This is a genomic window from Parazoarcus sp. PS-13 R2A, assembly GCF_057621855.1.
On sequence record NZ_JBYEXN010000004.1, the window covers coordinates 117374 to 129587 of the forward strand.

The window sequence follows — 12214 nt, forward strand, 5'->3', positions numbered from 1 at the left end:
CGCGCCGCGATGGATACTGAACGTTCCGCTTCGTCTTCCGGCGCGCACCACGGGCGCAGTCTGAAGCGCCGTCTGGTGCTGCAGGTTGCTGGCTTCGTGGCCGCGACCATGATTCTTGCGACCGCGCTCGTCGCGGTGCTGCTCGACGGCAACATCGAGCATCAGATGCAGCAAACGCTCCAGGGCGCGGGAAGGTCGACGCAGGCACTGCTGGAGCAGCGGATTGCGTATCTGGTCGAGAACACCGAGCGCCTTGCCGACAACCAGCTCGTCGTCAACGGCCTCGTCGATGCGCAGGGGCGCAGCACCTACCTGCCGAAGCTGACGGAAAACTTTGCCGAAGGGCGCGATGTCGCGGTGTTTTCGCTGGTCGATTTCGACGGCCGGCCGGTGTTCCAGACCGATAGCGGCGTCGTCGATTACAACGCCTCGCGCGAATTGCGCAGCGCGCTGGCGCTTGGAACCCGGGCCCTGTTCATACGGCCGGAAGTCGACCGTCTGGTGGTGGCCATCCCCATTTACTTCTACAAGACCGTGCAGGGCGCAGTTGTGGTCGAGTTCGATCTTGGCGCAATCGGCAGGCGCAATCAGGTCGACCTTCCACAAGCGTATTTTCGTCTGATCGATGGCGAGCGCGAGCTGATCGCATTCAATCACGTCGAAGGCCCGTCCTACATCAGCCAGCGCTTCCGGCCCGACGCACGGACTCCCCTGCTGCATGACCTCGGGCTGGAGGTCGAGGTCGGCGTACCCGAATCCGTCCGCAACACGGCGGTCTGGGCCGTCACGCAGCGCCTGTTGCTGCTGGGCGGCGTGCTGACCCTGATCGCGGTCTTTGTCTCGGCGTGGATCGGAAACTCCATCGCGCGTCCGATTCTTGAGCTCTACCGGCGTGTGACCTCCAACGATGCGGCTGAGGCGCTTGGCGCTCCGCTGGGCACGGGTGACGAGCTCGAGGCGCTGGCGCGCGGATTTGCCGAACGCACTGCCGAGCTGAGCAAGATACAGAGCGAACTCGAGACGAGAGTCGTCGAGCGCACGGCAGAACTGTCGGCTACGACCGAGGCACTTTCCGAGAGCAGGACCATCCTGGAGGGCGCGCAGGAGATGACGCATCTGGGAAGCTGGGTGTGGACGCGCAAGGACGACCGGCAGCAGTGGTCGGAAGAGCTGTTTCGCATTTTCGGCTTCGAACCGGACGCAGTCGCACCGACCTGGGCGCGCTTTCTGGATGCGGTGGATCCGGACGACAGGAAGAGGGTGCGTTCAGCGCTCGAGAACGCGTGGCACGATCCGTCACGACGGCTGCAGTTCGAACACCGGATCGTGCAGGCGGGGACGGGGGGGCGCCGGTATGTCGAACAGATCGTACAGGTTGTGTCCGACGATGCTGGCCGGCCCGTTCGCATGCTGGGTGCGATGCTCGATATCACGGCCCGCAAGCAGGGTGAAATCGAGCTCGAGAAGGCCCGGCAGGCGGCAGATGCGGCGAATGAGGCCAAGTCCGACTTCCTGGCCAACATGAGCCATGAGATCCGTACCCCGCTGAATGTCGTCACCGGCATGGTGCATCTGGTGCTCGAGTCCGAGCTCACGCCGCGCCAGCGCAACTATCTGGTCAGAGTGCAGCGTTCTGCAGGATCACTGCTGGGGCTGATCAATGACATTCTCGACTTTTCCAAGATCGAGGCACGCAGGTTGGAACTCGAGGAAGTGCCGTTTAGCCTGCAGGATGTGCTCACCGATTTTGCGAACGTGGTGGGCCTCAAGGCCGAGCAGAAGGGCCTGGAACTGCTGCTGGACGTTCGGCCCGATGTGCCGCAGCAGCTTGCTGGCGATCCGCTGCGAATTGGCCAGGTGCTCACCAATCTGGGCTACAACGCGGTGAAATTCACCGAGTCTGGCGAGGTCGTGCTCAAGGTTGAGGTGCTATCCCGTGAGCCCGGGGTGCCTGAAGCCGGCGACACCGGCGCCGCAGCGCACGCACAGAGGGCAACGTTCAGGTTTTCCGTCCGCGACACCGGGATTGGCATCAGTCCGGCGCAGCAGCACCAGCTGTTCAAGCACTTTACCCAGGCTGACACGTCCACGACACGCCGCTTTGGTGGGACCGGGCTGGGCCTGGCGATTTCGAAGAACCTGGTCGAGATGATGGGCGGGCATATCGGCGTGCACAGCGTGGAAGGGCAGGGCAGTGAGTTCCACTTCACCATCTCGCTGCCCTGCCGGGCCGATGCCGTGGATGAGCGCTTGCAGCCGGTCGACGACCTCAAGGGCATGCGCGTGCTGATCGTCGATGACAACAGCAGTGCGCGCGATATTCTGAGCGCCATGCTTACGCTGCTGAGCTTCAGGGTTCGCACCGCCGCAAGCGGCGAACAGGCCCTTGCCGAGATCGACGCCGCGTGCCGGGATGGCACGCCGTATGGCCTGGTGCTCATGGACTGGGTGATGCCCGGCATGGATGGGCTGGAATGTACGCGCCGTATCCGTGCCGAATGGCCTCATGCGCAGCAGCCAAAAGTGATCATGGTCACCGCGCGCGATCCTGGCGAAGTGCCGGCGGACGCCGCTGCGGACGAGGTGATCGCAAAGCCGGTGACGCCGTCGTCGCTGCTTGACGCTATTCAGCGTGTCCACGGATACAAGGTGCCGCTGCGCGCCCATCGGGCGATGCGTGATGCCGAGAACAGGGCGGTGATCGAACGTCTGCGCGGCGCGCATGTGCTGGTGGTGGAAGACAATGAACTCAACCAGGAGCTTGCAACTGATCTCCTGACCAACGCGCGGATTTCCACCCGCATCGCCAGCAATGGGCGCGAGGCGCTGGAGTGGCTGGGGCGTGAGGCGTTCGATGGCGTGCTGATGGATCTGCAGATGCCGGTGATGGATGGTTTCCAGGCGACCCGGGCGATTCGCTCGGACCCGCGATGGAAGGACTTGCCTGTCATTGCGATGACGGCGGATGTCATGGCGGGCGATCGCGAAAAGGCGATGGGCGTGGGGATGAACGACCAGATCGACAAGCCGCTCGATGTGGTCAAGATGTTCATGACGATGGCCAGGTGGATTCATCCGCAGGTTCGCGTCGGTGCGGAGATGGATGTCAGGCCTGGCGGCGAAGTGTGCGAAGCCTTCCCGGTGAGCTTGCCTGGCATCGATACGGCGGCGGGCCTGGCCGTGTCGAATGGCGACGAGCGCACGTACCGCAAACTGCTGCGGCTTTTCCTGCAGGGGCAGCAAGACTTCGTTGCGCGATTCCGCGCCGCGCTCGCCGACAAGGACCCTCCGACGGCGACGCGCCTGGCCCATTCCCTGAAGAGTGTGTCGGCCTCAATCGGCGCGACCATGCTCGCAGCCGATGCGACGGCGCTCGAGATGGCCTGCAGGCATGCAGCGCAGCGGGATCGCATCGAACGCTGTGTCGGCGCGGTCGAGCGCACCCTGTCGGAAGTCATCGATGGCCTGGGCCGGCTTGAGCCGGTGCCGGATGCCCCCGCAGCCCCGTTGGACCGGGACGCGCTGCAGGCGCATCTTGACCGCTTGCGTCAGCTGCTGGCGACCAGCAATACCGATGCGGTCGAAGAACTGGATGCCTTGCAGGCGGGGCTCGGATCCGGCATCGGGCCCCTGGCGCGACTGGACGAGTGTGTTCGCGCGTTCGACTTTGAACGCGCCTTGCCCGTACTCGACGAACTGGCCGATGACCTTGATCACCGATTCGGGTTACGCTATCAGGTCACGTTGAAAAGCACATGAAATGACAATCGAATGCACGGACAAGCAGAGCGTTCTGGTTGTTGACGACACCCCCGAGAACATCGAACTGCTGCGCCAGTTGCTGCGCGCGGATTACGTCGTGCACGCCGCCGTATCAGGCAGGAAAGGCCTGGAAATCGCCCATGCCTCGCCCCAGCCGGACATCATTCTGCTGGATGTCATGATGCCGGACATGGACGGGTACGAGGTCTGCCGCAGACTTAAAAGTGATTCGGCGACCGCGCACATTCCCGTGGTTTTCATTACCGCGCTCGATCAGACCGGCGACGAAGCCAATGGGCTCGCGCTGGGCGCGGTGGATTACATCCGCAAACCGTTCGAGCCGGTGGTGGTGAAAGCGCGGGTGCGCAACCACCTGGCGCTCAAGCGCTACGAACGGGGACTCGAAGCGCTCGTCCAGGCACGCACCGCAGAACTGACCCTGACCCAGCAGGTCACGATCGAGGCCCTTGCAACGCTGGCTGAATACCGCGATTCGGAAACCGGCGGCCATATCAAGCGGACACAGCGCTATGTCCGGGTGCTTGCCGAGTACCTGAGCCAGCTGGATGGCTATCGCACGTTCCTCGACGAGGAGACCATCGACCTGCTCTATCGCTGCGCGCCCCTGCATGATATTGGCAAGGTTGCCGTGCGCGATGTGATCCTCCTTAAGCCGGGCGCGCTCACGCCCGCAGAGTTCGAGGAGATGAAGCAGCATGTCCTGTACGGCAGCAAGGCACTTGAGGTGGCCGAGGAACGCCTCGGCACCAGTTCATTTCTGGGCCTTGCGCGCGAACTGATCCTGAGTCATCACGAGCGCTGGGATGGAACGGGCTACCCGCGCGGTCTGCAGGGTGAGCAGATACCCTTGCCGGGGCGTTTGATGGCGGTGGCCGATGTCTATGATGCATTGATCAGCCGACGGGTGTACAAGCCCGCTTTTACCCATGATCGTGCTGCGGAGATCATCAGGGACGGTCGGGGCAGGCATTTCGATCCGGCAATCGTGGATGCTTTCCTTGCCGTGGAAGACGCGTTCAAGCGCATTGCCAATGAGTTTTCCGACGACACATCAAACCCGGACTGAGCACACGACAGCGCTGCACGAAGTTGCGGAACCCGTCCCGTCTCGAAGTATAAAACCATGTTTAAAAATGGTTATTTCGTGGAACATGGGATGCAGGTGCTAGGTTTTTGCGGTACGAAAGCGTAGAATCTCGCCCCTTCCCAAAAGGTTTACTGCGCGGAGCGCGCCATGCTCTATCCCACCCGTTTCGATGTCATCGTGGTCGGCGGCGGTCACGCCGGGACCGAGGCTGCCCTGGCGGCGGCGCGCATGGGCGCGCAGACGCTGCTCCTCACCCACAACATCGAGACCCTGGGGGCGATGAGCTGCAACCCGTCGATCGGCGGTATCGGCAAGGGCCATCTGGTCAAGGAAGTCGATGCGCTCGGCGGTGCGATGGCGCAGGCCACCGACGAGGGCGGCATCCAGTTCCGCATCCTCAATGCCTCCAAGGGGCCGGCGGTGCGCGCGACTCGTGCCCAGGCCGACCGTGTGCTGTACAAGGCGGCGATCCGCAAGCGGCTGGAAAACCAGCCCAACCTGATGCTGTTCCAGCAGGCGGTGGATGATCTCACCGTGGTCGGCGACCGCGTCACCGGCGTCGTCACCCAGATCGGCCTGCGTTTCGAGGCCCCCACCGTGGTGCTGACCGCCGGCACCTTCCTCAACGGCCTGATCCATGTCGGCATGCAGCATTATTCTGCGGGCCGTGCGGGCGACCCCCCGGCGGTGTCGCTCGGCCAGCGCCTCAAGGAGCTCGCGCTGCCACAGGGCCGCCTCAAGACCGGCACGCCGCCGCGGCTCGATGCCCGCAGCATCGATTTCTCGGTGATGAGCGAGCAGCCCGGCGACAACCCCGAGCCGGTGTTCAGTTTCCTCGGCTCGGTCAGCCAGCATCCGGCACAGCTGCCGTGCTGGATGACCAGCACCAACGCCCGCACCCACGACATCATCCGCGCCAACCTCGACCGCTCGCCGATGTATTCCGGCGTGATCGAGGGCGTGGGGCCGCGCTACTGCCCGTCGATCGAAGACAAGATCCACCGCTTCGCCGACAAGGACAGCCACAACATCTTCCTTGAGCCGGAAGGGCTGACGACGCACGAGATCTACCCCAACGGGATCTCGACCTCGCTGCCTTTCGATGTGCAGCTCGACATCGTGCGCAGCATCCGCGGGCTGGAGAATGCAAACATCCTGCGTCCGGGCTATGCGATCGAATACGACTACTTCGATCCGCGCAACCTCAAGAGCAGTCTCGAGACCAAGTCCATCGGCGGGCTGTTCTTCGCCGGTCAGATCAACGGCACCACCGGCTACGAAGAAGCCGCGGCGCAGGGCTTGCTGGCCGGTGCCAATGCGGCGCTGCAGGTGCAGGGGCGCGAGCCCTGGTGCCCGCGTCGCGACGAGGCCTACCTCGGCGTGCTGGTCGACGATCTCATCACGCGGGGTGTGGCCGAGCCGTACCGGATGTTCACCTCGCGTGCCGAGTACCGCCTGAAGCTGCGCGAAGACAATGCCGATCTGCGCCTCACCGAACAGGGCCGTGAGCTTGGCCTGGTCGATGATGTGCGCTGGGCGGCCTTCTGCGCCAAGCGCGAGGGGATCGAGCGCGAATCCGCCCGCCTCAAGTCGAGCTGGGCGCGCCCGGATGCGATTCCGGCGGAAGACCAGCTCCGCGTGTTCGGCAAGCCGCTCGAGCGCGAGTACCGCTACTTCGAACTGCTGCGCCGGCCCGAAACCAGCTATGCCGCCCTGATGAGCCTGCCGGGCGCGCCCGAGCAGCCCGAAGCCGATCCGCAGGTGGTCGAGCAGCTGGAGATTGCGGCCAAGTATCAGGGCTACATCGACCGCCAGGACGACGAGGTGGCGCGTCAGCTGCAGGCCGAATCCACGCCGCTGCCGCCCACGCTCGATTACTCCGAGGTGCGGGGACTGTCCAAGGAAGTGCAGCAGAAGCTCAACCTCAACAGACCTGAAACCATCGGCCAGGCCGGACGCATCCAGGGCATCACGCCGGCGGCGATTTCGCTGCTGCTGGTGTGGCTCAAGCGCCGCGATCTGGCTGCGCGTGCGGACGAAGGACGGAAGCTGGCATGAGCGGTGCACTTGCTTCCCACGCCCGCGAACTGAATGAGGGCATCGCGGCGCTTGGCCTTGTGCTGCCGCAGGAAACCGTCGATCGCCTGCTCGCCTTCGGCGAGCTGCTGCTGAAGTGGAACAGGGTCTACAACCTCACTGCCTTGCGCGATCCGCGTGAAGTGATCACCCATCACCTGCTCGATTCGCTCGCCGTGCTGCCCTGGGTGGGCGATCTGGGCAAGCTCGCCGACATCGGTTCCGGCGGCGGCCTGCCCGGCATTCCGCTGGCCATCGTGCGCAGCGGACTGGTGGTGAGCTCGGTGGAAACGGTCAACAAGAAGGCAACGTTCCAGCAGCAGGCCAAGATCGAGCTCAAGCTGGGCAACTTCAGCGTGATCAACGCGCGGGTCGAGCAGGTACAGCCCGATCGCCTGCCGGGCGGCGCGGCCGACGGCGTCATTTCGCGCGCCTTCTCCAGCCTGGCCGATTTCGTCAATCTCGCCGGTCACCTGGTGGCCGAGAGTGGGGCGCTGTACGCGATGAAGGGCGTGCATCCGGCCGATGAGCTTGCCGTGCTGCCCGCCGGATGGGCGCTGAGCGAGGTGCATCCACTCACGGTGCCGGGGCTGGATGCCGAGCGCCACCTGCTGATCATTCGCCGCAGTCCTGCAGGACATGCTGCTTAAATTACGCCCGGCGCGCGTGCTGCGCTGCCGCATTGAACTACACTTGAGGATGTGCACACCGTGTGCGCGTCCTGCAACCGGAAGCTTCTGAACTCGACCATGGCTCGTATTTTCTGTGTAGCCAACCAGAAGGGCGGGGTGGGCAAGACCACCACCTGCGTCAATCTCGCTGCTGCCCTGCATCAGGCGGGTCAGCGTACCCTGCTCATCGACCTCGATCCGCAGGGCAATGCAACCATGGGCAGCGGGGTGGAAAAGCGCAGCCTGACCACTTCCGTCTATCACCTGCTGGTGGGGCTGTCCGGGCTTGCCGACGTGCGCGTCAACTCGTCCACCGGTGGCTACGACGTCCTGCCCGCCAACCGCGACCTGGCCGGTGCGGAAGTTGAACTGGTCAATCTCGAGAAGCGCGAAAAGCGGCTGCGGGATGCGCTCGCGCCCTTCGATGCCGACTACGACTTCATCCTCATCGACTGCCCGCCCTCGCTGTCGCTGCTCACCCTGAACGGCCTGTGCGCCGCGCATGGCGTGATCATCCCGATGCAGTGCGAGTACTACGCGCTCGAGGGCTTGTCCGACCTGGTCAGCTCGATCAAGAAGGTGCACGCCAACCTGAACCGCGATCTCAAGATCATCGGCCTGTTGCGCGTCATGTTCGACCCGCGCGTCACGCTGCAGCAGCAGGTCTCGGCCCAGCTCGAGGGGCACTTCGGCGACAAGGTGTTCTCCGCCATCGTGCCGCGCAACGTGCGCCTGGCCGAAGCGCCCAGTCACGGCATGCCCGGCGTGGTGTTCGACAAGTCGGCCAAGGGCGCGCAGGCTTACATGGCCTTTGCCGCCGAGATGATCGAGCGCGTAAAGACCTTGTGAGAGACACTGCCCGCCATTCAATGAGCCACTCCAAAACAAAGACGACCGGATGAGCCCACCCAAACTCAAAGGCCTCGGCCGCGGCCTCGATGCATTGCTGGCCGCCAACCGCGAGGACGAATCCGAAAAGGGCGCCTTGCAGACGCTGCCCACCGATGCGCTGCAGCCCGGCAAGTATCAGCCGCGTACGCGCATGGACCCGGGGTCGCTAGAGGAACTGGCGGCCTCGATCAAGGCCCAGGGGGTGATGCAACCCATCCTCGTCCGCCTGGTCGGCGAGGATGAGTACGAGATCATCGCGGGCGAACGGCGCTGGCGGGCAGCACAGATTGCCGGTCTGGACGAGGTGCCCTGCCTGGTGCGCGAGATCCCCGACGAAGCGGCCCTGGCGATGTCGCTGATCGAGAACATCCAGCGTGAAGACCTCAATCCGCTCGAAGAAGCAGGTGGCATCCAGCGCCTGATCGACGAGTTCGCCATGACCCATCAGCAGGCTGCCGATGCGGTGGGGCGTTCGCGCCCGGCCGCCTCCAACCTGCTGCGCCTGCTCAATCTGGCCAAGCCGGTGCAGGAACTGCTGATGGCGGGCGACATCGACATGGGCCATGCCCGCGCCCTGTTGCCGCTCGACGCCGCGAGCCAGATTCAGCTCGCCAACCTGGTTGCCGCCAGACAGCTGTCTGTGCGCGATACCGAGCGCCTGGTGCAGCACACGCTGAACCCGCGGCAGAAGAAGGCGGCACAGCCGCTGGACCGCGACCTCGTTCGCCTCGAAGAGGAAATCGCCGACACCATCGGTGCAACGGTGAAGATCAAGGCCAACAAGAAAGGCGCGGGTGAGGTCACCATCCGCTTCGGCAGTCTCGACCAGCTCGACGGCCTGCTCGGTCGCCTGCGCTGAGCGCGTGCGGCCTGGTACCGGGCCGCATCCGTACGCAGCAGGCGTTAGCCTTCGGCTTCAGCCTGCGCTGCCGCATCCGCTTTGGGCGGCAGCGGCGAGAAGTAGCCCACCACCAGCAACAGCATGCCGGCGCCAATGAAGGACACGATGCGCGTCAGCGTGCCGCTGGCCGCCATGTCCACCACGAACAGCTTGCACACCACCGCCGCCATCAGGCCGGCACCCGCAAGCCAGGTCGCGCGACTTGCGCGGCGGTTGGCGAGCAGCATCAGCCCCAGCCCAAGAATGGCCCAGAACAGCGACAGCGCCGCCTGGGTGGTGTCGTCTCCCAGGAGCTGCGACAGCGTCCACGGGACGCCCGTCATGTGATGCATTGCGCGCAGCAGTGCGGCGTTGGCGGCGATGAAGGCGACCAGCCCGAGCGCGCCCTGCAGGCGGATCAAGGGGCCGGCGACGCAGGTGATTTCGGCCTCGCCCCGGCGCAGCCACCATGCGATGGCGCCAAGTGCGATCGCCAGCGTCAGGTCGAGCGGATTGAGCAGCGGCAGATAGGCGAAGGGTGCCGCGCTGCCGTCGCCATATGAATGGACCCCCAGCGACCACAGGCCCAGCGCGAGTGCCAGCGGGCCTGCAGCCCACAGCTGATAGGCATCCTTCCACGGTCGCATTGGCCAGTTCTCATCCTGCGCCATGCGGGCAATCCCGGCCAGCAACAGTGCAGGCGGAAGCGCATGGGCGGCGAGCTGCCAGCCGTTGCCGACGGCCATGCTGGCCAGTTGCAGGCCGGCTTCCTGCGACAGGGCGAGGGCCAGCACCCACACCCCGGCGGCATGGGCGAGGGTGAGCACCGGACGGTCCAGTCGGCCACTGTCGAGTGCGCGCAGGCTGTAGGCGTGAAGTGCGAGTCCGAGCGGCCATGCAAGCCAGCCGCCGAAGCCCGAGGGCGGAACACCATACGCAATGGTCTGCCCCAGTGCCAGCATCATGCCGCCGAGCGGCAGCAGGCCGGCGCTGAGCAGGCCTGGCCAGGTCAGCCTGGGTGCCAGCGCGCATGCAAGTGCGCCGCTGAGTGCGAACAGCGCGAGCGCTGCGGCGGGCTGGTAGCCGGTTGCAAGATGGGTGTCGATCTCGGCCCAGGCGCCACCGAGCCACCACAGCCATGCCCAGGCCAGCAGCGCATGCGTGATCCGCTGCGACCATTTCGATGCCTGCGGCTGGCGTGCAGCGAGCCACGCGCTGACGAAACCCGCGCCTGCAATCATCGTGCTGCCAAGAAAAGCGCTGTTCATGACGGGCAGGTTGCGCAGCCCGCTGTGCTGAGCCAGGTCGGCAGCAAACAGCACGCCCGCACCAGCCTGCAACAGCAGACCGCTTGCCGCCGGCAGCCGGCGCTGCTGACGCCGTCCGATCCACCACAGCGCCGCGCCCTCAAGCGCCCAGGCTGCTGCGCTCCAGCGCCCGTCGAATGCGAGTGGAATGGCAAGGCTGAGGAAGGCAATGCCAAGTGCAACGAAGCTGGCGATGAGGAGTTCGAGATCGGGTTTGCGCACGCGCTTCAGCGCCGCTGCCAGCACGAGGTAGAAAACACCCACGGCAGCGGCACTCCAGGCCAGGGCGTAGGGCATGCCGTGCACCAGTGCGGCCTGCAAGCCGAAGCCGACCACAGGGACGCCGAACACCAGGGTGCCGTCGACCGGGTCGCGCAGCGCGGGGGCCTGCTTCCATGCGTAGCTCACCGCGGCCGCAACATACATCAGGAAGAACAGCAGGAGGAAAGGCTCGGTGGTGCTGAAATACCAGGGGTGATAGAAACGTGCGCCCCAGGCCAAACCGATGGCAAAGGTGAATACGAAGCCGGTCAGGTTGAGTCCGCGCCACGCCTTGCGCCAGGCCAGCAGCAGCACGCCCGCATTGAGCAGGGCGTAATAGGTAAACAGCTGAACGTGGCTGCCACCGCCGGTTGAAGCCAGAATGGGTGCGGCAAAGCCGCCTGCACTGCCGATGATGGCGAGGATCGCGGCGTCCTGGCGGATGGCGAGAAAGGCGGCGACACCGACCAGGGCGAGCATCACCGCGAAGGCGGTGCCCGCCGGCATGATCCCGTACAGGCGCAGCGCTGCAAACGCGGTGAGATAGAGCACGGCGATGCCACCGCCTTGCAGGCTCAGCGCATAGCCGCGACGCACATGGCGCAGGCGCCAGCCGACGGCCCCGAGCGCGATGCCCACGCAGGCGATGCCGGCAAGGCGCAGCTCGGGCGGCAGCATCGCGTTCTCCATCGCATAGCGGACGAGGAAGGCGAGGCCGAAGAACAGCACCAGAATGCCGGTGCGTACCAGGGTGTTGCCGCCGAAAAACCAGTCGCGGCAGCGGGTATAGAGGGCGTCGAGATCGATCTGTGTTGCCGGATCGCTGTTGCGGGCGCCCACTTGCGGCGGGGGCGTGTCGATGGTCCGGGTCGGATCCGCACCCGCCGGATGGGCGGACGCATTGGCTGCGTCTGTGTCCTCCATGACGACGCGCGCGTCCGGTGACGGCGGGAGCTCGGGCGCAGCATCGGTGCGTGATGCTGCGGCGTTCGCCTGTGCGATCCGAGCTGCGGCGGCGCTGGCCGTCGCGCTGCTACGATCCTCGCCCAGCCGCATGTTGAGCGCGTCGAGTTCGCGTTCGAGTGCGGCAATTCTGCCCTCGTGGCGGGCGAGCGTCTGTGCGCGCTCCTTGCGCAGGCTCGCAATCATTCCGCCGAGCACTGCACCGAGAAACGCAACACTCACGCCGTCGATCAGGCCCAGCATCGCGCCTGCGGCAACCCACAAGAAAAAACTCATCAAATCATCCTTCTCTTGC

The 12214-nt window shown here is 65.1% G+C and carries 7 protein-coding genes; 6 read left to right on the forward strand and 1 reads right to left on the reverse strand.

Features of this window, described 5'->3' with window-relative positions:
* The first annotated feature begins 9 nt into the window (after window positions 1-9).
* The 6 genes from AC22G6_RS06050 to AC22G6_RS06075 all read left to right on the forward strand — a co-directional run bounded on the left by AC22G6_RS06050 (window position 10) and on the right by AC22G6_RS06075 (window position 9367).
* On the forward strand, window positions 10-3759 hold the full coding sequence (locus AC22G6_RS06050) for a response regulator (RefSeq protein ID WP_487366030.1): 3750 nt from the start codon (window positions 10-12) through the stop codon (window positions 3757-3759).
* A 1-nt stretch (window position 3760) separates the two neighbouring features.
* Window positions 3761-4849 carry an HD-GYP domain-containing protein gene (locus tag AC22G6_RS06055; protein WP_487366031.1) on the forward strand — a complete coding sequence of 363 codons (1089 nt, stop codon included), beginning with the start codon at window positions 3761-3763 and terminating at the stop codon, window positions 4847-4849.
* 168 nt (window positions 4850-5017) lie between these two features.
* Window positions 5018-6928, forward strand: coding sequence for a tRNA uridine-5-carboxymethylaminomethyl(34) synthesis enzyme MnmG (gene mnmG / locus AC22G6_RS06060; RefSeq protein ID WP_487366032.1), 1911 nt, complete (start codon window positions 5018-5020; stop codon window positions 6926-6928).
* A complete protein-coding gene (gene rsmG / locus AC22G6_RS06065) occupies window positions 6925-7596 on the forward strand; it encodes a 16S rRNA (guanine(527)-N(7))-methyltransferase RsmG (protein ID WP_487366033.1) in 672 nt (223 codons plus the stop codon). Before mnmG ends, rsmG begins: the two co-directional genes overlap by 4 nt.
* Before the next feature lie 99 nt (window positions 7597-7695).
* The gene (locus AC22G6_RS06070) at window positions 7696-8466 is read left to right on the forward strand and encodes a ParA family protein (protein WP_108950066.1); all 771 of its coding nucleotides are present in this window, start codon (window positions 7696-7698) and stop codon (window positions 8464-8466) included.
* 49 nt (window positions 8467-8515) lie between these two features.
* Complete coding sequence (locus AC22G6_RS06075) at window positions 8516-9367, forward strand: ParB/RepB/Spo0J family partition protein (RefSeq protein WP_108950067.1); 852 nt, start codon at window positions 8516-8518, stop codon at window positions 9365-9367.
* Between the two features lie 44 nt (window positions 9368-9411).
* Here AC22G6_RS06075 and AC22G6_RS06080 read toward each other — a convergent pair whose 3' ends face one another.
* A complete protein-coding gene (locus AC22G6_RS06080) occupies window positions 9412-12195 on the reverse strand; it encodes a DUF2339 domain-containing protein (RefSeq protein ID WP_487366034.1) in 2784 nt (927 codons plus the stop codon).
* Between the last annotated feature and the right edge of the window lie 19 nt (window positions 12196-12214).

Bases quoted from the DNA above. Each gene is read 5' to 3' on its own strand.
- AC22G6_RS06050 (WP_487366030.1), top strand. From the start codon at position 10: ATGGATACTGAACGTTCCGCTTCGTCTTCCGGCGCGCACCACGGGCGC.
- AC22G6_RS06055 (WP_487366031.1), top strand. From the start codon at position 3,761: ATGACAATCGAATGCACGGACAAGCAGAGCGTTCTGGTTGTTGACGAC.
- mnmG (WP_487366032.1), top strand. From the start codon at position 5,018: ATGCTCTATCCCACCCGTTTCGATGTCATCGTGGTCGGCGGCGGTCAC.
- rsmG (WP_487366033.1), top strand. From the start codon at position 6,925: ATGAGCGGTGCACTTGCTTCCCACGCCCGCGAACTGAATGAGGGCATC.
- AC22G6_RS06070 (WP_108950066.1), top strand. From the start codon at position 7,696: ATGGCTCGTATTTTCTGTGTAGCCAACCAGAAGGGCGGGGTGGGCAAG.
- AC22G6_RS06075 (WP_108950067.1), top strand. From the start codon at position 8,516: ATGAGCCCACCCAAACTCAAAGGCCTCGGCCGCGGCCTCGATGCATTG.
- AC22G6_RS06080 (WP_487366034.1), bottom strand. From the start codon at position 12,195: ATGAGTTTTTTCTTGTGGGTTGCCGCAGGCGCGATGCTGGGCCTGATC.